The organism is Pseudomonas sp. SDO5271_S396, from assembly GCF_054071795.1.
Window position 1 is genome coordinate 16,407 of sequence record NZ_JBSVWB010000060.1, and the last position, 20,739, is coordinate 37,145.

The 20,739-nt window shown below is 63.2% G+C and carries 23 protein-coding genes; 8 read left to right on the top strand and 15 right to left on the bottom strand.

The features are described from left to right. Positions 1-62 precede the first annotated feature (62 nt). Together ACW9IN_RS26905 and ACW9IN_RS26910 are read left to right on the top strand one after the other, a co-directional pair. A complete protein-coding gene (locus ACW9IN_RS26905) occupies positions 63-854 on the top strand; it encodes a substrate-binding periplasmic protein (RefSeq protein WP_457368701.1) in 792 nt (263 codons plus the stop codon). A gap of 222 nt (positions 855-1,076) precedes the next feature. Further along, entirely contained in the window at positions 1,077-2,948 is a 1,872-nt protein-coding gene (locus tag ACW9IN_RS26910; RefSeq protein ID WP_457368702.1) for a DEAD/DEAH box helicase, read from the top strand. Between the two features lie 108 nt (positions 2,949-3,056). Here the strand turns inward: ACW9IN_RS26910 and ACW9IN_RS26915 are convergent, their stop codons facing one another. Together ACW9IN_RS26915 and ACW9IN_RS26920 are read right to left on the bottom strand one after the other, a co-directional pair. Continuing rightward, positions 3,057-3,635 (bottom strand): YceI family protein, encoded by a 579-nt coding sequence (locus ACW9IN_RS26915; RefSeq protein ID WP_457368703.1) that lies wholly within the window; start codon positions 3,633-3,635, stop codon positions 3,057-3,059. Between the two features lie 32 nt (positions 3,636-3,667). Then, complete coding sequence (locus tag ACW9IN_RS26920) at positions 3,668-4,219, bottom strand: cytochrome b (RefSeq protein WP_457368704.1); 552 nt, start codon at positions 4,217-4,219, stop codon at positions 3,668-3,670. A gap of 272 nt (positions 4,220-4,491) precedes the next feature. On the opposite strand from ACW9IN_RS26920, the gene ACW9IN_RS26925 reads away from it, so the two are divergent. Continuing rightward, positions 4,492-5,898 carry an adenosylmethionine--8-amino-7-oxononanoate transaminase gene (locus ACW9IN_RS26925; protein ID WP_457368705.1) on the top strand — a complete coding sequence of 469 codons (1,407 nt, stop codon included), beginning with the start codon at positions 4,492-4,494 and terminating at the stop codon, positions 5,896-5,898. An 82-nt stretch (positions 5,899-5,980) separates the two neighbouring features. Further along, positions 5,981-6,700 (top strand): 16S rRNA (uracil(1498)-N(3))-methyltransferase, encoded by a 720-nt coding sequence (locus ACW9IN_RS26930; RefSeq protein WP_457368706.1) that lies wholly within the window; start codon positions 5,981-5,983, stop codon positions 6,698-6,700. A 142-nt stretch (positions 6,701-6,842) separates the two neighbouring features. On the opposite strand, the gene ACW9IN_RS26935 is transcribed toward ACW9IN_RS26930, so the two are convergent. From ACW9IN_RS26935 to ACW9IN_RS26945, 3 genes are read right to left on the bottom strand one after another with little or no spacing between them, the layout of a single operon-like run. After that, positions 6,843-7,745 (bottom strand): transporter substrate-binding domain-containing protein, encoded by a 903-nt coding sequence (locus ACW9IN_RS26935; RefSeq protein ID WP_457368707.1) that lies wholly within the window; start codon positions 7,743-7,745, stop codon positions 6,843-6,845. A 23-nt stretch (positions 7,746-7,768) separates the two neighbouring features. After that, positions 7,769-8,119: a RidA family protein gene (locus ACW9IN_RS26940; protein ID WP_457368708.1), complete on the bottom strand. Its 351-nt coding sequence runs from the start codon at positions 8,117-8,119 to the stop codon at positions 7,769-7,771. Positions 8,120-8,129: 10 nt separating this feature from the next. Continuing rightward, positions 8,130-9,362: a D-amino acid dehydrogenase gene (locus ACW9IN_RS26945; RefSeq protein WP_457368709.1), complete on the bottom strand. Its 1,233-nt coding sequence runs from the start codon at positions 9,360-9,362 to the stop codon at positions 8,130-8,132. 108 nt (positions 9,363-9,470) lie between these two features. On the opposite strand from ACW9IN_RS26945, the gene ACW9IN_RS26950 reads away from it, so the two are divergent. Further along, entirely contained in the window at positions 9,471-10,373 is a 903-nt protein-coding gene (locus ACW9IN_RS26950; protein ID WP_457368710.1) for a LysR family transcriptional regulator, read from the top strand. Between the two features lie 49 nt (positions 10,374-10,422). Here ACW9IN_RS26950 and trhA read toward each other — a convergent pair whose 3' ends face one another. After that, positions 10,423-11,040: a PAQR family membrane homeostasis protein TrhA gene (trhA, locus tag ACW9IN_RS26955; RefSeq protein WP_457368711.1), complete on the bottom strand. Its 618-nt coding sequence runs from the start codon at positions 11,038-11,040 to the stop codon at positions 10,423-10,425. A gap of 146 nt (positions 11,041-11,186) precedes the next feature. On the opposite strand from trhA, the gene ACW9IN_RS26960 reads away from it, so the two are divergent. From ACW9IN_RS26960 to ACW9IN_RS26970, 3 genes are read left to right on the top strand one after another with little or no spacing between them, the layout of a single operon-like run. Continuing rightward, entirely contained in the window at positions 11,187-11,753 is a 567-nt protein-coding gene (locus ACW9IN_RS26960; RefSeq protein ID WP_457368712.1) for a chromate transporter, read from the top strand. Continuing rightward, positions 11,753-12,295, top strand: coding sequence for a chromate transporter (locus ACW9IN_RS26965; protein WP_457368713.1), 543 nt, complete (start codon positions 11,753-11,755; stop codon positions 12,293-12,295). Before ACW9IN_RS26960 ends, ACW9IN_RS26965 begins: the two co-directional genes overlap by 1 nt. Before the next feature lie 37 nt (positions 12,296-12,332). Beyond that, positions 12,333-13,247 carry a LysR family transcriptional regulator gene (locus ACW9IN_RS26970; RefSeq protein ID WP_457368714.1) on the top strand — a complete coding sequence of 305 codons (915 nt, stop codon included), beginning with the start codon at positions 12,333-12,335 and terminating at the stop codon, positions 13,245-13,247. A 164-nt stretch (positions 13,248-13,411) separates the two neighbouring features. Here the strand turns inward: ACW9IN_RS26970 and madM are convergent, their stop codons facing one another. From madM to mdcA, 9 genes are all read right to left on the bottom strand, one after another. Further along, on the bottom strand, positions 13,412-14,176 hold the full coding sequence (madM, locus tag ACW9IN_RS26975) for a malonate transporter subunit MadM (protein ID WP_457368715.1): 765 nt from the start codon (positions 14,174-14,176) through the stop codon (positions 13,412-13,414). 1 nt (position 14,177) lies between these two features. Then, a complete protein-coding gene (gene madL, locus ACW9IN_RS26980; protein WP_457368716.1) occupies positions 14,178-14,591 on the bottom strand; it encodes a malonate transporter subunit MadL in 414 nt (137 codons plus the stop codon). A gap of 67 nt (positions 14,592-14,658) precedes the next feature. After that, a complete protein-coding gene (gene mdcH / locus ACW9IN_RS26985; protein WP_457368717.1) occupies positions 14,659-15,558 on the bottom strand; it encodes a malonate decarboxylase subunit epsilon in 900 nt (299 codons plus the stop codon). Beyond that, complete coding sequence (locus ACW9IN_RS26990; protein ID WP_457368718.1) at positions 15,555-16,142, bottom strand: malonate decarboxylase holo-ACP synthase; 588 nt, start codon at positions 16,140-16,142, stop codon at positions 15,555-15,557. The genes mdcH and ACW9IN_RS26990 overlap by 4 nt, the downstream gene beginning before the upstream one ends. Next, positions 16,136-16,906: a biotin-independent malonate decarboxylase subunit gamma gene (gene mdcE / locus ACW9IN_RS26995; RefSeq protein ID WP_457368719.1), complete on the bottom strand. Its 771-nt coding sequence runs from the start codon at positions 16,904-16,906 to the stop codon at positions 16,136-16,138. Before mdcE ends, ACW9IN_RS26990 begins: the two co-directional genes overlap by 7 nt. Next, a complete protein-coding gene (locus tag ACW9IN_RS27000) occupies positions 16,903-17,742 on the bottom strand; it encodes a biotin-independent malonate decarboxylase subunit beta (protein WP_457368720.1) in 840 nt (279 codons plus the stop codon). The genes mdcE and ACW9IN_RS27000 overlap by 4 nt, the downstream gene beginning before the upstream one ends. Continuing rightward, positions 17,735-18,034: a malonate decarboxylase subunit delta gene (locus ACW9IN_RS27005; protein WP_457368721.1), complete on the bottom strand. Its 300-nt coding sequence runs from the start codon at positions 18,032-18,034 to the stop codon at positions 17,735-17,737. Before ACW9IN_RS27005 ends, ACW9IN_RS27000 begins: the two co-directional genes overlap by 8 nt. After that, a complete protein-coding gene (locus tag ACW9IN_RS27010) occupies positions 18,034-18,867 on the bottom strand; it encodes a triphosphoribosyl-dephospho-CoA synthase (protein WP_457368722.1) in 834 nt (277 codons plus the stop codon). Before ACW9IN_RS27010 ends, ACW9IN_RS27005 begins: the two co-directional genes overlap by 1 nt. Beyond that, entirely contained in the window at positions 18,868-20,538 is a 1,671-nt protein-coding gene (gene mdcA, locus ACW9IN_RS27015) for a malonate decarboxylase subunit alpha (RefSeq protein WP_457368723.1), read from the bottom strand. It lies immediately after the preceding gene. Between the last annotated feature and the right edge of the window lie 201 nt (positions 20,539-20,739).

Sequence of the window (20,739 nt, forward strand, 5' to 3'; positions counted from 1 at the left end):
GCGGCCCGCAGAGGCGTGTTCCAGAGCTTCTCTTTAGCGCGGGAGCGTCGTAACCTCACGGCATGTCCGTCATTCTGAAGCTTGCGACCGCTGCCCTTTTCACTTGCCTGAGCCTGGCCGCCCAGGGCGAGCAATTGCGCATTGTCACCGAGCCCTGGGCGCCCTATGTGTATGAAGAAAATGGGGTCAGGCAAGGGCTGGATTACGAAACCACGATGATCGTGTTCCAGCGCCTCGGGGTCGACGTGCAATGGCAATTCCTGCCCTGGAAACGCTGCCTGGCCATGCTGGAACAGGGCCACGCCGATGGCGCGCTGGATATTTTCCACAGCCATGATCGCGACGCCCTGCTGCTGTACCCCAGCGAACCGTTGTCGGAAGTGGAGTTCGTACTGTATTACGCCAACGAACGGCCCCATCCCGCCGCAACCCTCGATGACCTGCGCGGCCTGACCGTCGGCACCTCGCCGGGCTATTTGTATGGCGCGGACTTCAGCGAATCCAGCCTGTTCAACCGAGAACCGGCGCCCAGCCATGAGGCCAATTTCGGCAAATTGTTGCTGGGCCGCGTCGACCTGGTGATCACGGACCGTCGGGTCGGGCAGCACATGATCAAAACGCTGGGCCTGGAGGGCAAAGTCAGCCAGGCAACGGCCGTGATCAGCCGCCAGCAGCAGTTCCTCGCCGTACGCCGTGGCGCGGGCATGGACTTGCTGGTGCAGCGCTTCGCCGCCGAACTCAAGCGTTTCAAGCAAGAACCGGCCTACGCCGCCCTGAGCGCCAAATATGGAGGAATCCAGACCAATATGGCCTCGGAACGCACCGTTGAGCAGCAGGAACACAGCGCACCGTGATTGCTCTGTTATACTCCGGCCTTTCCGCCAGGCTTACGCCCGGCCGCTGAGGTCCTGAAAAAGGCACCCAACCCTGCTACTGCGCAGCTTTGCGGCCCGCGCGAGCCGGTGGAGTGCCCGCCAGACACAGCAGGACCTGACGGGATTGCGCTCCTTCAAGCGCCATTCACGCCCGGCAAGATTATCCCTCTGGGCCAAGCCCTAACTAAAACAGGATTACTCATGTCCTTTGCTTCCCTCGGTCTCTCCGAGGCTTTAGTCCGCGCCATCGAGGCAGCGGGCTATACCGAGCCTACTCCGGTGCAACAGCGGGCCATTCCCGCCGTGTTGCAAGGTCGCGACCTGATGGTTGCGGCTCAGACAGGTACTGGTAAAACCGGCGGTTTCGCCCTCCCGATTCTGGAGCGGTTGTTCCCCAACGGTCACCCGGACAAATCCCAGCGTCACGGCCCGCGCCAACCGCGCGTACTGGTCCTGACCCCTACCCGCGAACTCGCCGCCCAAGTGCATGACAGCTTCAAGCTGTACGCCCGCGACCTGAAGTTCGTCAGCGCCTGCATCTTCGGCGGCGTCGGCATGAACCCGCAGGTTCAGGCCATGTCCCGTGGCGTGGACGTACTGGTGGCCTGCCCGGGCCGCCTGCTCGACCTGTGTGGCCAGGGCAGCGTCGATCTGTCTCACGTGGAAATCCTCGTGCTGGACGAAGCCGACCGCATGCTCGACATGGGCTTTGTCCATGACGTGAAAAAAGTCCTCGCCCGCCTGCCGGCCAAACGCCAGAACCTGCTGTTTTCGGCGACGTTCTCCGCCGATATCACCGCCCTGGCCGGTAAGCTGCTGCATAACCCGGAACGCATCGAAGTCACGCCGCCGAACACCACGGTCGAGCGTATCGAGCAACGCGTGTTCCGCCTGGCTGCCAGCCACAAGCGTGCACTGCTGGCCCACCTGATCACCGCCGGTGCGTGGGAACAGGTCCTGGTGTTCACCCGTACCAAGCACGGTGCCAACCGTCTGGCCGAGTACCTGGACAAGCACGGCCTGCCTGCCGTCGCCATCCACGGCAACAAGAGCCAGAACGCGCGCACCAAGGCACTGGCCGACTTCAAGGCCAACACCGTGCGCATCCTGGTGGCGACCGATATCGCCGCCCGCGGCCTGGATATCGACCAGTTGCCACACGTGGTCAACTTCGAGTTGCCCAACGTCGACGAAGACTACGTGCACCGTATTGGCCGTACCGGCCGTGCGGGGCGCACCGGTGAGGCCATCTCCCTGGTGGCGCCGGACGAAGAAAAACTGCTGAAAAGCATCGAGCGCATGACCAAGCAGAAAATCGCCGATGGCGACCTGATGGGCTTCGATGCCAGCGCCGTGGAGGCCGAGAAGCCCGAAGCCCGCGAACGTCCGGACGTACGCAACCCGCGCAACGCTCGCGGTCCGAAGGGCGATGGCCCGAACGGTGGCGGCGGTGGCGGTGGTCGTCGCGACAAGGGCAAGGACAAAGGCAAGGAAAAGTCCGCCAGCAACAGCCGTGGCGAGCGCCCTGCCCGTGAACAGAAGCCTCGCGAAGGCACCCCGGCCCGCGAACAGCGTCAGCCGAGCCAGCCGCCCCGCGCGGCAGCCGACCGCGCTCCGGATGAGTTCCTCGACGACGATATCGATAACTTCGGCAACCGCGTCGACTACGTGCCCCAGGCCAAACCGGCCCCGGGCCGCGGCCGTCGTCCAGGCGGGCAAGCCCAGGGTGTCGGCGCACCTCGTGGCGGTCAGCCACAAGGTGGTCGCCAGAACAACAGCCCGCGCAACAGCAACGGCAGCACCACCGGCACCGCACCGGCCAAGCGCAACGGCCCGCGTAATGGCGCACCACGTGACGGCCAGGGGCGTCGCGAAGACTCGCGCAACCGTCGCCCGTCCCGTGACGACGCTCGCTCCTCGGAACCGGCCGTGCAGAACCCGCGCGGCGGCCCGGCCCCCAAGATCATCCACAAGGAGTCGAAAGCCGACCGCTTCCCGACACCGGAGCAGTTGGACCAACTGCCAACCCGTCCTCGTGGTGAGAAACCAGCGCTGCTGACTCGCAACCGCTAGTTTCATGGGCTAGATACAGAGCACCATTGCCAGCTCAATGACTGTATGGACTTGGCAAGCATAAAAAAACCGGATCGCGAGATCCGGTTTTTTTATGCGCCGCGAAAATTACTTCGCTTTTACGCCTTCCAGCGAGATGTCCAGGTCCACGGTCTGCGAAGACGGGCCTGGGCCTTTGATGCCGAAGTCGTTCAGGTTCAGCGTGGTGGTGGCGTTGAAGCCAGCACGTTCGCCACCCCATGGATCCTTGCCTTCACCGTTGAAGGTGGCCTTGAAGGTCACAGGCTTGGTCACGCCGTGGAAGGTCAGGTCGCCGGTCACGTCAGCGGTTTTCTCACCTGTAGGCTTGACCGCAGTCGACACGAACTTGGCGTCGGCAAACTTGGCCACGTCCAGGAAGTCCTTGCTGGCAACGTGCTTGTCACGCTCGGCGTGGTTGGACCACAGGCTGGCGGTTTTCACGTCGACTTCGATTTTGCTGGCTTCAGGCTTGGCCTTGTCCCAGCTGAACGAGCCGTCCCAATCCTTGAAGGTACCGTGAATGAAGCTGTAGCCCAGGTGGCTGATTTTCCAGTCGATGAAGGCGTGCTGGCCTTCCTTGTCGATCTTGTAGTCAGCCGCCATCGCCGAACCGGCGGACAGCAGAGCAGAACCGATTGCCAGAGCGGCGAGAGTCTTTTTCAACATACTTTCTATTCCTTGTGAGTCGAGGTTGAACATCAGGCTTTGCGCCCCAGCATTCGCGTCAGGGTCGCATCACGATCGATAAAGTGGTGTTTCAACGCAGCCACGCCGTGCAAGCCGGCAAAGACCACCAACACCCAGGCCAGGTACAGATGCACAAGGCCGGCGTTGTCTGCCTGGTCCGGCAGTCCGGACACCAGCGCAGGCACATCGAACAAACCAAACACCGAGATACCGACACCGTCTGCGGTGGAAATCAGGTAACCGGCAATCATCACGGCAAACAGCCCCACATACAGGAACGCGTGGCCGAACGCAGCGCCGATACGGGTCAGGCGGCTGTAGCTGGCCAACGGAGGCGGTGGTGGGCTGACCAGCCGCCAGACGATACGCACCAGCATCACCGCAAACAGCGTGATGCCGATGCTCCTGTGCAGATCCGGTGCGTCTTTGCGCCATGCGTCGTAGTAGTCGAGGCCGACCATCCACAAGCCCAAGGCAAAGAGACCGAACACCACCAGGGCCACGCCCCAGTGCAAAACCATGCTGACCCAACCGTAGCGTGCCGATGTATTACGTAGCTGCATGTCCCAAATCCCGTAAGAGCTGTGCCCAAGACTAGCGATTTACCTATCGAATTAAAGCGCAATTTTTTGCTTTGAAATATCGAGAAATATGATCAAGAGCGTATGCACAGTAAGTTAACGAAGGATTAAGGACTATTCCTGAGAAACGTGACAGACCGTCCTGTGTTTACCGCCAATTGCCCACAATGGGTTGTGACAAGGGCCACCATTGCATAGGCTTGCGCGATTGTTTCACCTGCGTCCGGCGCAGGACCGCTTCGAGGAGAGAACCGATGGGCTTGAACAACCAGTGGATGCAACGCGACCTCGCGGTGCTGTGGCATCCCTGCACCCAGATGAAAGACCACCAGCAATTGCCGCTGGTTCCGATCAAGCGCGGTGAAGGCGTGTGGCTCGAAGACTTCGAAGGCAAGCGCTACCTCGACGCCGTCAGTTCCTGGTGGGTGAATGTGTTCGGCCACGCCAACCCGCGCATCAACCAGCGCATCAAAGACCAGGTCGATCAGTTGGAGCACGTGATCCTCGCCGGTTTCAGCCATCAGCCGGTGATCGAACTGTCCGAGCGCCTGGTGAAGATGACGCCCGCGGGCCTGACGCGCTGCTTCTATGCGGACAACGGTTCGTCATGCATCGAAGTCGCGCTGAAGATGAGCTTCCACTACTGGCTCAACCGTGGCCTGCCGAACAAAAAGCGCTTCGTGACCCTGACCAACAGCTACCACGGCGAAACCATCGCCGCGATGTCGGTAGGCGACGTGCCGCTGTTTACCGAAACCTACAAGGCGCTGCTGCTCGACACGATCAAAGTGCCGAGCCCGGATTGCTACCTGCGCCCCGAAGGCATGAGCTGGGAAGAACACTCGCGCCATATGTTCCAGGCCATGGAGCAAACCCTGGCGGACCATCACGACACCCTCGCCGCCGTCATCATCGAGCCGCTGATCCAGGGCGCCGGTGGCATGCGCATGTACCACCCGGTGTACCTCAAGCTGCTGCGCGAAGCCTGCGATCGCTACGGCGTGCACCTGATTCACGATGAAATCGCCGTGGGTTTCGGCCGCACCGGCAGCATGTTCGCCTGCGAACAGGCCGGTATCCGTCCGGACTTCCTGTGCCTGTCCAAGGCCCTGACCGGCGGCTACCTGCCGCTGGCAGCCGTGATCACCACCGACGACGTATACGACGCCTTCTACGACGACTACCCCACCCTGCGCGCGTTCCTGCACTCCCACAGCTACACCGGCAACCCGCTGGCGTGTGCGGCGGCGCTGGCGACCCTGGATATCTTCGAAGAAGACAACGTCATCGAAAACAACAAGGCCCTGGCCCAGCGCATGGCCAGCGCCACCGCGCACCTGGTGGACCATCCGCACGTGTCGGAGGTGCGTCAGACCGGCATGGTACTGGCCATCGAAATGGTGCAGGACAAAGCCACCAAGACCGCCTACCCCTGGCAGGAACGTCGTGGTCTGAAGGTGTTCGAACACGCCCTGGAACGCGGTGCACTGTTGCGACCGCTGGGCAGCGTGGTGTATTTCCTGCCGCCTTATGTGATCACCCCGGAGCAGATCGACTTCCTCGCCGAAGTCGCCAGCGAAGGCATCGACATTGCCACCAACAGCAAGGTCAGCGTCGCCGTGCCAGACAATTTCCACCCCGATTTCCGCGACCCCGGCTGAGTGATCGTTCCCACGCTCTGCGTGGGAATGCATCCCTGGACGCTCCGCGTCCGCTCTGCACACCATTTTCCAGAGAACAGAAATGAGACTGTCCCGCTTTTTCACCGACACCCCGCTGAGCCTCGGCGAGCACGAACTGCCCGAAGCCCAGGCGCACTACATCAGCCGTGTGCTGCGCATGGGCGAAGGCGATGCCGTGCAACTGTTCGACGGCTCCGGCCAGGAGTTCCTGGGCAACCTGCTGGAGGTCGGCAAAAAACGCGTCAGCGTGCAGCTCACTGAACGCTTCCAGGGCCAGGTCGAATCGCCCCTGCACATTCACCTCGGCCAGGGCCTGTCCCGGGGCGAACGCATGGACTGGGCGATTCAGAAAGCCACGGAGCTTGGGGTCAACGAAATTACCCCCATCTTCAGCGACCGCTGCGAAGTACGCCTCAAGGACGAACGCGCCGACAAACGCCTGCTGCACTGGCGCCAGGTGGCGATCAGCGCCTGCGAACAATGCGGACGCTCGACTGTGCCGGTGATTCACCCACCGCTGCTGCTGGTCGAGTGGCTGAAGCAAACCGAGGCGGACCTGAAACTGGTGCTGCACCCGGTGGCCGAGCCGCTGGTCAGCCATGCCAAGCCGTCCAGCCTGGCCTTTTTGATCGGCCCCGAAGGCGGGCTGACCGATGGCGAAGTCCAAACCGCCCAAGCCGCCGGCTACCACGCCGCGCGCCTGGGGCCGCGTGTGTTGCGTACCGAAACCGCGCCGGTGGTTGCGCTGTCGGTGGCCCAACAACTGTGGGGTGATTTCTGACCCAGACCCTTTGTAAACCCAATCCCCCTGTGGGAGCTGGCTTGCCTGCGATGGCGGTCTTCCAGGCCAACCCCACTGACGCGTGACCCACCGCTATCTCAGGCAAGCCAGCTCCCACAGTGTTGATTGGGTTACCACTTCTTTATTCCACCGGATCACTCACCGGCCTGGCAATGATCGCCTTCAGCTCAGCGGTCATCGGGAACTCCAGGTTCAGCCCTTTGGGCAGAATCGGCTGTTCGAACCAGCGCTGATAAATCCCGTTGATTTCCCCGCTGCGATACAGGTCTGCCAACGTCTCGTTGACCACCGCCAGAAACTGCGGATCGTCCTTGCGCACCATGCAGCTGTAGATTTCCCGGGACTGCTCTTTGCCCACCACCACCCAGTGGTGCGGGTCGCGGGCCTTGGCGCGCTCGCCGTAAAGCAATGCGTCATCCATATAGAACGCCGCCGCGCGGCCCGTCTCCAGCATCTTGAACGCTTCGCCATGGTCCTTGGCGCTGATCACGAACATATTGGCCTTGTGCTCGGCGTTGTAACTCTTGAGGAAACGCTCGTTGGTGGTCCCCGCCGTGGTCACCACATTCTTGCCGCCGAGGTCGCCAAAGCCCTGGATGCCACTGTCCTTCGCCGTCAGCAACTGCCCCTTCACATAGATAAACCCGTAGGAGAACGCCACCTGCTTCTGCCGCTCGGCGGTCACACCGGTGGAGCCGCATTCCAGGTCGACCGTGCCGTTCTGCACCAACGGGATACGCGTCTGGGAGGTCACCAGGTTGTATTTCACATTGAGCTTGGCCACCCCGGTTTTCTGCTGGATGCGTTCGACGATCTTGTTCGCCAGTTCCACCGAGTAACCCATGGGCTTGCCGCTGTGATCCCCCACATAGGAAAACGGCACCGAAGCATCGCGATACCCCAGGGTGATGGACTGGGCGCCGGCGATTTTGCCCAGCGTACCCTCCAGCGGCGCCGGATTGGCCTGGGCCTGAGCCCCCCACAACAGCCCCAGGGTGCAGGCCGACAACAGGATTTTTTTCATTGTTATGCTCCGTGTTTTTGACGTTATGCGCGCACAGCAATCACGCTGATTTCCACCAGCACGCTCGGGCGCGCCAGTTGCGCTTGCAGGGTGGTCCGCGTCGGCGCGCAGCCCGGCGACAGCCAGGCCGACCACACCGCGTTCATCGGCGCGAAACCCTCGCCGATGTCTTTCAGGTAAATCGTCGCGTTGAGCAGGTGGTCCTTGTCGCTGCCGGCTTGGGCCAGCAACGCGTCGATCTTGGCCAGCACTTCCCGGGTCTGGGTCGCCACATCCTGACCATCGTCCGGCACCTGGCCCGAGAGGAACACCAGGTCCTTGAAGGTCACGGCACCGGAAAGTCGTTCGTTGCTGCTGATTCGTTCGATGGTCATGGGTGGATCCTCAGGCGGCGCGGGGCGTCAGGCCCTGCAGGTCAATGGAAGGAGTGCGCTGGCCGATCAATTCGGCCAGCAGTTGGCCGCTACCGCAGGCCAGGGTGAAGCCGAGGGCGCCATGGCCCAGGTTCAACCACAGGTTGCGCGTGGGACTGGCGCCGATCAGCGGCACACCGGTCGGGGTGGCCGGACGCATGCCGGCCCATTCCACCGCGCGGGAGTAGTCGCCGGCCAGGGGAAACGTCTCCCGTGCCTGACGCTTGATCAGCGCCAGGCGCTTGGGGTCGAGGCTGGCGTCGAAACCGACGATATCCACCATGGCCGCCACCCGCAGTTGTTCGCCGATGCGCGCATAGACGATCTTGCGGTCGTAGTCGGTGATGCTCACGTTCGGCGCCTGATGCTGCGGGCCAAGCGGCACGCTCAGGCTGTAGCCCTTGAGCGGATACAGCGGCACCCGCAGGCCCAGCTCGGCACTGCGATACCCGGCGGCCAGCACCAGGTGCTCGACCGGCATCACTTCATCACCCAGCTCGACCGCCTGCACCGCACCACGTGCCTCGCGAATGCCGGTGACCTTGCGCCCCAGCAAAAACCGGCAACGCCCCGAGGCTTCAAGCCGGGCCGCCAAGCGCTGGCAAAAGGCATGACAATCGGCCACTTCTTCATTGGGTGTGTAGATGCCGCCGACGAACCCGCCGCCCGCCAGCGCCGGCTCCAGTCGCGCGCAATCGGTCGCCGACAACACCTGCTGCTGCAGGATATCGGTGACTTTGCTGCGGGCATGTTCAAAAGAGCCGGCATTACGGAACGTCACCAACTTGCCGTTGCGTCGCCAGTCGAAGCCATCCAGATGATCGTTATCGCGCCATTGCTGCAACGTGGCTTGGCTCAACGCAGCCAGGCGCAGCAAATGAGCGGCATTGCGCTGGTTCACCGAACCCCGGCAGGCGCCAAGAAACGCGGCCATCCAGCGCCATTGCCGAGGGTCGAGGCGTGGACGCAGCTTGAGCGGTGAGTCGCCGCGCAGCAACCAGCCCATGGCCTGCCAGGGCACGCCGGCGTCCGCCAACGGTGCCACGTAGCGATAGGACAACTGCCCACCGTTGGCAAAACTGGTTTCGCTGCCCAGCGACTCGCGCGCCTCGATCACCGTGACCTCATGGCCGGCACGCACCAGCGCGTACGCACTGGCCAAGCCGATGACCCCACCCCCGATGATACAAACCTGCCCGGCCATCCCAGCCCCCAGCCTTTGAAATAAGAGGACTCAAGCGTAGGGTCAGGTGACAGGCGCGCGACAATCAATAAAGATGGCCCTCCTATAAACAAAGGTTATGGACTTGCCATGCGCTTGCGTCATATCGAGATCTTCCAGGCCATCCGCCAGACCGGCTCCGTCAGCGCCGCGGCGCAGTTGCTGCATGTGTCGCAACCGGCGGTGACCAAGGTGTTACAGCACGCCGAGTTGCAGTTGGGCTTTCCGCTGTTTCTGCGGGTGCGTGGCAAATTGCAGCCCACCCCGGAAGCTCTGGCCCTGGAAAGCGAAGTCGAGAAAGTCAGCGAGAGCCTGCAAGGCGTGCGGCGTCTGGCCAAGAGCCTGCGCCGTGCACCGGGCCAGAGTGTGCGCATCGGCGCCATCCCCGCGCTGGCCCTGTCCCTGCTGCCGCCGGCGATCCTGGAGTGGAAGCGCGATTACCCGGACATGGCCTGCGAGCTGTCCAGCGACCATAGCCGCGAGCTGGTGCAGAAGCTGTTGATGCGCGAGATCGACCTGGCCCTGACGCTGAATTTTTCCGGCCACCCAGGGCTGACTACCCAAGTGCTGGCCAACGGTGTGCTGGTGGCGCTGGCGTCGAAGGGTTACTGGCCCGACGCTGAAATCAGCCAGCCACTGCCCCTGGCCGACCTGGCGGGCACTTCCTTGATCGGGCTTTCCAGCGCCGACCCGTTGGCCGCGAAACTCGACAGCTACCTGGAAAACGTCGAGCCGCCGCCCCGGGTGACGATTGCCGTGCAGACCTATTCCCTGGCCCGTGCCATGGTGGAGTCCGGCGCAGGCCTCACGGTGATCGACCCATTCACCGCCCTCGGCGCCTCGACCGTCACCACGTGCATCCGCCCCCTCACCCCGCCACTGCCAATCACGCTCTATGCACTGACCCGCGCCGATGAACCGCCGCCGCATATGTTGGCCAAGCTGCTGAAGATCTTCGGCCACCGCGCCCAGGACCTGCTGAAACGCTTGTAAGAACACCACTCTTGAAACCGATGAAGCTCCAATGGATTTGTCGTGTGGGTCAGAGCACGTAATGCATCACCGCCACAAAATGCAGCAGGCTGCCGCCGATCACGAACAGGTGCCAGATCCCATGGGAGTGCCGCAAGCGATGCTCCAGGGCGAAGAAAATAATGCCGACGGTGTACAACACCCCACCCAGCGCCAGCCAGGTAAAACCCGCCGTGCCGAGCGCGTTGATCAGCGGCTTGACTGCCACCAGCACGATCCAGCCCATTACCGCGTAGATCACAATTGACAGGATGCGGGCTTCGGAACGCGGCTTGATCTCCTGCAAAATGCCGATCACCGCCAGCCCCCACACGATGCCGAAGAGCGTCCAGCCCCACGGCCCTCTCAATGTCACCAGGCAGAATGGCGTGTAACTGCCGGCGATCAACAGGTAGATCGAAAAGTGATCCACCTTCTGCATGATCGTTTTACGTCGCCCGCGCACACTGTGGTAAACGGTCGACACGCTGTACAGCACCAACAGCGTAAAGCCATAAATCGCTACGCTGACGATCTTCCAGGGGCTGCCGTCGAAACTTGCCACCACCAACATCCACACCGCGCCGACAAAGGCCGCAACCGCCCCGAACAAATGGCTCCAGGCGTTGAATCGTTCCCCGTGATACATGTGTCACTCACCTCGAATAACCGTTATCACCTTGAGCATTCTGACGTCAGACACTGACTTTCAGGTAACACCCGTTCTTCATTTGCCCAAGTACCCCAGCCCATCGGATGATTCACCCACACGAAAGCACCCCATTGGTAATCGCCATGCCCGAGCTTGAACCCGACGCACCTCACCCCAGCCTATGGCAATTGTTTTACAACTTTGCCATGGTCGGCCTGTTCGGCTTTGGCGGCGTGATGCCCTGGGCACGGCAGATGATGGTCGACCGCAGGCAGTGGGTCAGCGAACAGGGCTTCAATGAGCTGCTGACCACCGGCCAGTTCTTCCCCGGCCCGAATATCGCCAACGTCGGCATCATCTTCGGTCGGCGCCTGCATGGCTTGCCGGGTGCGGTTGTGACCGTGTGCGGGCTGTACCTGTTCCCCTCGCTGATCACCGTGCTCGCCGGCTTCGCCTACGCCAAATGGTGGAGCCATGACGTGGTGCAACAGATCTTCGGTGCCGTGATGCCGATTGCCACCGGCCTGATGCTCGGCACCACCCTGCGCCTGCTCAAGGCCATGCCCCGCAACCTCGCCAACTACAGCGCGTTCTTGCTGACGTTCGTGTTGATGGCGGTGCTGGTGCTGCCGCTGTGGTTGGTACTGCTGGTCTGCATCCCCAGTTCCCTGGCCCTGAGCTTCATCGAATCGAAGCCGGTGGCCAGCTGATGCAAACCGTCCTCCTGCACCTGATGATCCAATGCGCACTCTGGTCGCTGATGTCGATTGGCGGCAACACCGTGGCCATCGGCGATATCCACCGCTACACCGTCGTCGATATGCACTGGATCACCGACGCGCAATTCGTCGCGTTCTTTGCTCTGTCCCAGGCGCTGCCCGGCCCCAACGGCATGTTCCTGGTGTTTATCGGCCAGCAAGCGGCGGGCCTGCCGGGCGCGCTGGTGGCCTTGCTGGGCAAACTGGTGCCGTGTTCGGTGCTGGCCTATGTGGGTGCCGGCTGGCTGGAAAAACACACCCGCACGCCGTGGGTGCAACGGGTCAAGCGCAGCCTGCTGCCCATCTCCATCGGGCTGATCCTGGCCTCCACCTACATTCTGATGAACAGCCTGGAAAACAATGCCACCAGCCTGGTGCTGACCCTCGCCAGCGCCGCCGTGGTCTATTACACGCGGCTGAATGCGATTTGGCTGATCGTCTTCGGCGTGGCGCTCGGCCTGTGCAGTTCATGGCTGGGAGCGAGCTGGTTTTAGGGGCACAATCGACGGCATTCGAACAAGAGTGACCGCCATGCTGATCGACGAAGAGTTCACCCTCAAGAAGCTGGAAATCTTCCTGGCGTTCATGCGCACCGGCAACCTGGCCCGTGCCGCTGCCGAGTTGCAGACCAGCAACGTCAGCGTGCACCGCGCCATTCACTCCCTGGAAAACGCCCTGCGCTGCCCGTTGTTCAAACACGAAGGGCGCAACCTCACCCCGCTGGAAAGCGCCTATGTGCTGGAAGAGCGCGCGCAGAAGCTGGTGAGCGACGTGGTCGACAGCGTGCGCCTCACCCGCGAAGCCGCCGGGTTCTCCGCCGAGCGCTTCAAGCTGGGCTCGCTGTATTCGCTGACGGTCAAGACCGTGCCGCAGTTGATCATGGGCCTGAAGCTGCGCCGCAGCGAACTCAATATCGACCTGATCCTGGGCTCCAACTTCGACCTGCTCTACAAGCTCAAGAACATGGAGGTGGACGCGATCCTCATCTCTTTGGACGAACACGCCAACGACCCCGACTGCGAACAGATCGCGCTGTTTTCCGACGACATCTTCCTGGCCACTCCGGCCGATTCGCCCTTCGACCGCGAGCAGCAGATCGACCTCGCCGACGTGCGCGACGCCACCTTCATCACCCTCACCCAGGGCTTCGCCACGCACCAGGACGGCAATCGCGTGTTCAAGCAGGCCGGGTTCGAGCCGAAAGTAGCGATGCAGGTGAACGATATTTTCACGCTGCTGAGCATGGTCAGTTCAGGCGTGGGGTATGCGTTGCTGCCGGGCAGGATCGCGGCGGTGTACGAAAACCGCGTGAAGTTGATACCGCTGCAACCCCGGTATCGGTTGCAGCAGCATATCGGCGTGGTCTTTCTGAAGGCCAAGGAGCGCGACCCGAATTTGCTGGCGTTGTTGGCGGAATGCCGCATGTATGCCAACCGCCAATCTTGACCGTCCCTTGTAGGAGCCCGGCTTGCCGACGATGACGCCATCAAAATCGCCATCGCAGGCAAGCCAGCTCCCACATTTTGACTGCATTCCAAATGCAAACCCGATCAAATGTGGGAGCGGGCTTGCCCGCGAAGACGCCAGGCCAGACAACGCAGGATCGGGGGTTAGCCGACGAGGCCACGCACGATGAAGTACAGCACCGAAGGCCCGAGCAAGCAGCCAAGCCCGGTATGGAAGGTCGCTGTCAGTGCGCCGTAGGGCACCAACCGCCGGTCCGTCGCCGCAAGCCCTGCGGTCACACCACTGACGGTACCGGCCAGCCCGCCGAACACCATCGCCGAACGCGGGTTGTCCAGGCCCATCCAGCGCGCCGCCACGGGCGTGCCAACCATCACCAGAATCGCCTTGATCAAGCCCGTGGCAATCGACAGCGCCATCACATCCGACGTCGCGCCAATCGCCGCACCGGTCACCGGGCCGACGATGTAGGTCACGGCACCGGCGCCAATGGTGGTCATGCTGATCGCATCGCGGTAGCCGAACGCCCAGGCCATGCTCGCACCGACGATAAAGGGCAGCACGGTGCCCAGCAGCAGCGCGATCACGCCGATCATCCCGGCCTTGCGCGCCTCGGTGGCTTGCACCTCGAACGCCGTGGCGACGATGGCGAAGTCTCGCAGCATCGCGCCGCCCATCAGACCGATGCCGGAGAACAGTGCCATGTCGGCCAGGCCCTTTTGCCCGCCGGTCAGCGTGCCGCCGACCCAGGCCAGGATCAGGCCGATGACGATGGCAATCGCCGAGCCATGAATGCGTCCGAAGGTAAGGCGCTTGGACAGCACCACCGAAATCCACATCACCACGCCGACGAAGGCAAAAGCAGTGATCAAACCATTGTGTTCCAGGCCCTTCTCGATGAGATCCCACATATCAGCGGCCTCCTGCGACAGGTGCCGGGGTGCTCAGCGGTTCCTCATCGGGCAAGGGTTCGCCCTTGTGAGTCCGGCTGATCAGCGCAATGGTGCAACCGCACACCACCACTGATCCGATGGCCGCCAGCACCGCCACCGGCCCGCCGTGCAAGGCGGTCACTACGTTCTGTTGCGCCGCCATCGCCACCACCACGGGTATGTACATGGCGCCCCAGAAGCCGACGCCCATTTCGCAGTCCTTGGTCATGCCGCCGCGCTTGTGCATCCACAGCCGGGCGCAGATCAGCAGGATCATCGCGATGCCCACTCCGCCGACGTTGGATTTGACGCCGAGCAACACGCCCAGCAAATCGCCCATGATCACGCCCGCGAGCGTGCAGATCGCCAGCAATGCCACACCGTAAATAATCATTGTCGTTGTCCTCAAAGTGCTCGATCGAAATTGTTGTTGTTGTGCTTCGAAAGCCTTGGGTGGTGCTTTATCGGTGGCGGCGCCCCTCCTCTTGCAACAGGGCCTGCAAGGTGTCCAGGCGCGCGCCTTCGCAGGCGATGACCGTGCCTTGCTCGAACACCCGGCGCGACAGGCCGGTGAGCACGGCCCCCGGAGGCAGTTCGATTTGCAGGCGCACGCCGCGCTCATAGGCGCTTTGCACGGTGCCGCGCCAATCGATGATGCGGCACATGTTGAACGCAAGGTCGTCGCGCAACTGCTCAGGATGGTGGACCGGCCGCGCGCGGGTGCTGCTCAGGTAGGTGATGCGCGGCGCCTTGAGCGGCACAAAGGCCTGCGCCAGCACCTGGGCCGGTTGCTCCAGCAACGCGCAATGGGACGGCACGCTGACCGCCAGGCGCTTGGCGACGCCATTGCCCTTGATGCGCTGGGCCACACGCTGCATGGCCTCGTCGCTGCCGGCGATCACGCTCTGGTTGTCGGCATTGATATTGGCCAGGTACACCGGGGTTTCAGGGCTGTGGATCTCGGTCAGCAGTTTTTCCACTGTGGATAATTCCACACCGATGATCGCGGTCATGCCAAAGCCCTGTGGATAAGCGTTCTGCATCAATTCGCCGCGCAGGCTGACCAGCTTGAGTGCATCAGCGAAGTCCAGAGCACCCGCGATCACAGCGGCGGGATAGGCGCCGATGGACAGGCCCGCGACATAGTCCGGTGTGTGTTGCAACAAGCGCGCGTGGGCGACACCGACGATCAACAGGCACAACTGAACCGCACGGGTCGAGGCCAACGCCTGCACGGAATCGAGCTGACGCGCATCTTCACCCAGCACATCGCTGGCCTGCTCCAGTACCTCGGCGGCAATGCCCTGAAGCATGCCGGGTCGCTGGGCGCCCTGCCCCGGAAACACCAGCAGGCTGCTCATGCCACGGCCTGCCAGGGGTCAAGGACGAGATGCGCGCCGCTGACGGTTTTCAGCAACACACGCTTGGAATCACCGGCCCATTCGCGCAAGGCAACGGCGCCGAACGGTGTTTGCAACTGCATGTCCACGGCGCACGCGGCCTTGTCCAGGGTGGCCAGCAACTCACGCGCATCGCTGCGACCCAGCAGCTCGGGCGTGCGCAGAAGCAGGTCCAGATCGCTCCTGGCATGCAGCGCTTCAATGCCCGTGGCCAGTTCGAAGCCGGCGCTGCCGGTGACGCCCCAATCCAAGGCGGCCAACACGGGGCGCAGTTGTTCGAGGGCCTGCAACGCCGGCAGATCCCGTGGCGAAACGACCTCGCGCAAGTCTTCCGGCACCACTCGCCGCTGCACGGCGGCCAGCGGCATCAGCGCAGCCAGGCGTTGTTCGCGCAACCGACCGCGCACGCCCACGGCAATAAAGCCCGGTGCGACGCGTGCGCGGCGCACCACCACCGCATCAAGCGCCGTCGCCGCCCACGCCGGTGCGTCAGCGGGCAGATACGCCGGGGTCATGCCCCAGAGCAAGTCGTGCGCGTTCACCATTGCTCCCGCAGCAGTTCGCGCACGCGGCTGGAAGCCGCGCGGTTGGCCGCGCCCAGGCGACCACTCAAGTCAGGTTCGCCGACGTCCTTGATTGCACTCACCAGGCAGTCGCCGACCCGCGCCACATCGTCCGGCGTGGGTTGTTCAATCCGGCTCACCGACAGGGTTTCCCAGAGCAGCCCCAGGCTGGCATAGCTGTCGATGTCATAGGCCATCGGCGGCACGCTGGCGGCCAGGGCTTCCAACTCTTCGACACTGCGCAGGGTCACCCGCGCCGCCGAGGCCTTGCCCATGGCGTGCACCATCACGCCGGGGTCACGCAGGGCGATCAGGCGGTTGGCCTGGTAACCGTGGGCTAGGAATGCACCGGACATGGCCTTGCCCACCAACAGCGCGATCACCGGGTGTCCGGCCAGTCGGGCGCGGGCGTAGCTGTCGGCGGCGGCGGCCAGGGCCTGGTGGATACCGAGGGCTTCTTCGCGGCGGCCATAGGCTTGGCTGGGCACATCGACGATGGCGATGATCGGGCGTTTGTCGCCCCGGGCGATGGCTTCATCCACCGCTTTGGCCAGGCCCCAGCCCTCCAGCAAGCCGACCTCACCATTGCGGGCACGAGGGAAGCGGTTGTGCGGGTCGGCGACCACGGCGATAAAGCGCACAGCCTGCTCACCCACTGCGCCATCGGCCACCTTCAACGAGTCCGGCAAGCCTGTCACGGGCGTCGCGCCGGCGCTCAATGCGTTAAACCACTGCAAGCCGCTCATGGGCGTTCTCCTTGATACAGCGCGCGCACCGTCGCCGGGTCGATTTGCGCTGTGGCATCCAGTTCGGCGAGGCGCGCCAGGTAATGTTCGGCCTGGCGGCTGCGTTGCCGGGCCGGCACGCCTTGTTCCAGCAGTGCGCTGACGGTCTGTTGAATCTCGGCGACATCATCCGCCACATAACGGTCGGCCAGCCCGCTGTTGAAGCGCTGCTCGCCGCCGGTGAGGCTCCAGATAAAAGGCCGATCGCGGGAGTCGTATTCGTCCAGGCCGGCTTCCTGCTCGATCACTTGCGGGCCGTTCAGACCCAGGCGCGCTTCACGGGTGACCACCAGGTAGCTGCACAATCCGGCGGCGATGGACATGCCACCAAAGCAGCCAACGCTGCCGGCCACCACACCGATCACCGGCTGGAACCGGCGCAGATCGACAATCGCCGCATGGATGTCGGCAATCGCCGCCAGCCCCAGGTTGGCTTCCTGCAAACGCACACCGCCGGTTTCCAGCAGCAGCACGGCGCGGGTCGGGATGCCCTTGCGATTGTCTTCGGCGGCCAGCTCCAGGGCGCCAGCGATTTTCGCGCCCCCCACTTCACCGAGGCTGCCGCCCTGGAAGTTGCCTTCGATGGCCGCAATGACCACAGGCAGGCCGTCGATGCTGCCTTTGGCGATCACCACCCCGTCATCGGCCTGGGGCACCACACCCTGGCGGCTGAGCCAGGGCGACATGACGCGCTGGAACGGGTCGATCAGTTCACGGAAGGAACCGCTGTCCAGCAACGCCTTGGCCCGTTGCCGCGCGCCCAGTTCAACGAAGCTGTGTTTGGCAAAGTCAGTCATGGCCGATCTCCTCGAAACCTTGTTCCAAGCGCAAACGCACCACGCCGGGCGTCGCACCGAAATCGTGGATATCGATCTTCAGCGCAGGCGGCGTCTGCTCCTGGAAGATCCGTTCGAACAGATGTTGCCAGCGTTGTCCGGCGCCATTCACCGAGGTCTGCACCTGGATGGTCAGCGTGCCCGGCGTGCCCGGTTCCAGCAGCACTTCCAGATCGCCCGAACCGACACAACCCACCAGCGCACGGCCCTTGGGCGGCTGCCCGGCGGGGAATTCAAAGGATAAGGTTTCCATCAAAACGCTCCGTCGAGGCGGTCGATAAACAGGCAGGCGGCCAACAGGTCGGCGGCGCCGCCCGGGGAGGCATTCAGGGCCAGCAGGCGCTGGTCGAGTTCGTGCAGGCAGCGGCGACCGGCGAGGGTCGCGCTGCCGCCCGCGTCCAGTACGGCCTGAGCCCCGGATTGCATGGCGTGCAAGCCCTCAAGACCCGCGCGATAGAGCACGCAGGTATCGGCCAGGTCGGTCATGATCGCGAGCAACGCATCCAGGCGGGCATTCTGTTCACCCGCGTTCTGCCGCCGGCTTTTGCGCAATTGCGGCAAGCCGCGCTGCACCACCGAGGGGAAGCCCAACTGCGCTTCTTCACGGGCTCCGCGGGCGCCGTAGCGTTGCGCCACCTGCGCGCCGTGACTCATCGGTTGCGGGGCATAACGGTCGTTGAGCAGGGCCAGTCGGGCAGCGTTCAGGGTAATAGCGCGGGGCTCCAGGGCGGCCGCTGCAGTGAGTAAACCCAGCGCCCAGATCGCGCCGCGATGGGTATTCACACCGTGAGTGGTGGCGAGCATGGCGTGCTCGCCTTCACGGCCGATCCGTCCCAAGGCTTCACGCAGGGGCAAACCGACTTCACCGAATTCGATGGCCGCTTCAGCCATTTCCTTGAACATCGGCCACAACGACAGCGCCGAGGCGTGCATCAAGCCCAGGTGCAAATCGCTGTGGGCACCGTTGCCGCGGCGGTCCACCAGGGCCGGTTTGGGCGACAGGTCGGCTTCATCGATCAGCGCGTCGACGGCCATGTCCGCCAGGCGGTCGGCGAGGGTCAATTCATGCAGTTTGAGTGCGCGCATTTACCAACTCCTGAATTTGGCGGGCGGGTTGTACAGGCCACCGGACCAGTCCACCAGGTCGGCCACGCTCTTGGCGGCCAGCAGCTCGCGGGTGGCGTCGGTGCGACGGATACCCAAGTCTTCGGGCAAGGCGATCAGGCCTTCGCGGCGCATCCGCGCGGTGTCCTTGGGGTTGTGGCGCAGGCCGATGGCTGTTACGCCGGCCACGGCGGCGATCATCGCTTGGCGCTCTTCCAGAGAGCGTGCCTTGTACAGGTAGGCGATGCCTTCTTCGGTGAGCAGGTGGGTGACGTCGTCGCCGTAGATCATGATCGGCGCCAGGGGCATGCCGCTTTTGCGCGCGACGTCCACCGCATCGAGGGTGTCGACAAAGGTGGGCTTGCCGCCCTCCTGGAAAGTCTCGACCATTTGCACCACCAGCTTTTTGCCGCGCTCCAGCAAGGCTTCGGGCGCAGCGTCGTGGCGCATGTCCAGCCACGCCGGCGTGCCGTGGCGACGGCCGCGCGGGTCGTGGCCCATGTTCGGGGCACCGCCAAACCCGGCGAGGCGGCCACGGGTGACGGTGGAGGAATGACCGTCGCCGTCGACTTGCAGGGTGGCGCCGATAAACAGATCCACTGCATATTGGCCGGCCAACTGACAGAACATCCGGTTGGAGCGCATCGAGCCATCACGGCCGGTGAAGAACACATCCGGCCGCGCGGCGATGTAGTTCTCCATGCCCAGCTCGGTGCCGAAGCAATGCACACTTTCGACCCAGCCGCTTTCGATGGCGGGGATCAGCGTGGGGTGCGGGTTGAGCGTCCAGTTGCGGCAGATCTTGCCCTTCAAGCCCAGGGATTCGCCGTAGGTGGGCAGGATCAGTTCGATGGCGGCGGTGTTGAACCCGATGCCGTGGTTGAGCGATTGCACATTGTGTCTTTCGTAGATGCCACGGATCGCCATCATCGCCATCAGTACGTGCACCGGCTTGATGTGGCGCGGATCGCGGGTGAACAGCGGTTCGATGTAGAACGGCTTGTCGGCCACCACCACGAAATCCACCCAACTGGCCGGGATATCCACGCGGGGCAGATCGGTGACGTCATCCACCAACTGGTTGACCTGCACGATGACGATGCCATCGCTGAAGGCAGCGGGCTCGATCAACGCGGGGGTGTCTTCGGTGCTGGCGCCGGTGTAGATATTGCCGGCGCGGTCGGCCATGAAACCGGCAGACAGAACGACGTTGGGGATCAAGTCCACCACCAACCGTGCATAGAGTTCGATGTAAGTGTGGATCGCGCCGATTTCCAGCAGGCCGTCTTCCAACAGTTGGCTGATGCGCAGGGATTGAGTGCCGGCGAAGGAGAAGTCCAGCTTGCGGGCAATGCCTTTTTCAAACAGGTCCAGGTGCTCGGAACGACCGACACTGGGCATGATCATGTGCAGATCGTGGAGCTTGGCGGGGTCGGCTTTTGCAAGGGAGCGCGAAAGAAAATCCGCCTGTTTCTGGTTGTTGCCTTCCAGCACCACGCGGTCGCCGGGGAGGATCAACGCTTCCAGCGCCTCGACGATCCTGTCGCTGGGCAACACCGCCCCGTCTGCATACTGTTTGACCAGCCCGAGCCGCCGCTGCTTCTCGTCGCGCCGCCGCGTCCAGCGCGAGTCGGGGGTGATGGTTGTTGTCATGGTCGCTCCACGGGATTTGCTGTCGTGGGCTGTACCTTAGGAGTGATTGAGGGGGCCATCAATCAAGCTGGGTGGTGAATCGTTACGGTTGGGGTAACGAAGCCCCTGCGAGTGCTGATCGTGAGCCTGGTGCACATAAAAATGTGGGAGCTGGCTTGCCTGCGATAGCGGTGTGTCATCTGGCGATAAGTCGACTGATAC

Coding starts and splice junctions, on each gene's coding strand:
- ACW9IN_RS26905 (WP_457368701.1), top strand. CDS start 63: ATGTCCGTCATTCTGAAGCTTGCGACCGCTGCCCTTTTCACTTGCCTG.
- ACW9IN_RS26910 (WP_457368702.1), top strand. CDS start 1,077: ATGTCCTTTGCTTCCCTCGGTCTCTCCGAGGCTTTAGTCCGCGCCATC.
- ACW9IN_RS26915 (WP_457368703.1), bottom strand. CDS start 3,635: ATGTTGAAAAAGACTCTCGCCGCTCTGGCAATCGGTTCTGCTCTGCTG.
- ACW9IN_RS26920 (WP_457368704.1), bottom strand. CDS start 4,219: ATGCAGCTACGTAATACATCGGCACGCTACGGTTGGGTCAGCATGGTT.
- ACW9IN_RS26925 (WP_457368705.1), top strand. CDS start 4,492: ATGGGCTTGAACAACCAGTGGATGCAACGCGACCTCGCGGTGCTGTGG.
- ACW9IN_RS26930 (WP_457368706.1), top strand. CDS start 5,981: ATGAGACTGTCCCGCTTTTTCACCGACACCCCGCTGAGCCTCGGCGAG.
- ACW9IN_RS26935 (WP_457368707.1), bottom strand. CDS start 7,745: ATGAAAAAAATCCTGTTGTCGGCCTGCACCCTGGGGCTGTTGTGGGGG.
- ACW9IN_RS26940 (WP_457368708.1), bottom strand. CDS start 8,119: ATGACCATCGAACGAATCAGCAGCAACGAACGACTTTCCGGTGCCGTG.
- ACW9IN_RS26945 (WP_457368709.1), bottom strand. CDS start 9,362: ATGGCCGGGCAGGTTTGTATCATCGGGGGTGGGGTCATCGGCTTGGCC.
- ACW9IN_RS26950 (WP_457368710.1), top strand. CDS start 9,471: ATGCGCTTGCGTCATATCGAGATCTTCCAGGCCATCCGCCAGACCGGC.
- trhA (WP_457368711.1), bottom strand. CDS start 11,040: ATGTATCACGGGGAACGATTCAACGCCTGGAGCCATTTGTTCGGGGCG.
- ACW9IN_RS26960 (WP_457368712.1), top strand. CDS start 11,187: ATGCCCGAGCTTGAACCCGACGCACCTCACCCCAGCCTATGGCAATTG.
- ACW9IN_RS26965 (WP_457368713.1), top strand. CDS start 11,753: ATGCAAACCGTCCTCCTGCACCTGATGATCCAATGCGCACTCTGGTCG.
- ACW9IN_RS26970 (WP_457368714.1), top strand. CDS start 12,333: ATGCTGATCGACGAAGAGTTCACCCTCAAGAAGCTGGAAATCTTCCTG.
- madM (WP_457368715.1), bottom strand. CDS start 14,176: ATGTGGGATCTCATCGAGAAGGGCCTGGAACACAATGGTTTGATCACT.
- madL (WP_457368716.1), bottom strand. CDS start 14,591: ATGATTATTTACGGTGTGGCATTGCTGGCGATCTGCACGCTCGCGGGC.
- mdcH (WP_457368717.1), bottom strand. CDS start 15,558: ATGAGCAGCCTGCTGGTGTTTCCGGGGCAGGGCGCCCAGCGACCCGGC.
- ACW9IN_RS26990 (WP_457368718.1), bottom strand. CDS start 16,142: ATGGTGAACGCGCACGACTTGCTCTGGGGCATGACCCCGGCGTATCTG.
- mdcE (WP_457368719.1), bottom strand. CDS start 16,906: ATGAGCGGCTTGCAGTGGTTTAACGCATTGAGCGCCGGCGCGACGCCC.
- ACW9IN_RS27000 (WP_457368720.1), bottom strand. CDS start 17,742: ATGACTGACTTTGCCAAACACAGCTTCGTTGAACTGGGCGCGCGGCAA.
- ACW9IN_RS27005 (WP_457368721.1), bottom strand. CDS start 18,034: ATGGAAACCTTATCCTTTGAATTCCCCGCCGGGCAGCCGCCCAAGGGC.
- ACW9IN_RS27010 (WP_457368722.1), bottom strand. CDS start 18,867: ATGCGCGCACTCAAACTGCATGAATTGACCCTCGCCGACCGCCTGGCG.
- mdcA (WP_457368723.1), bottom strand. CDS start 20,538: ATGACAACAACCATCACCCCCGACTCGCGCTGGACGCGGCGGCGCGAC.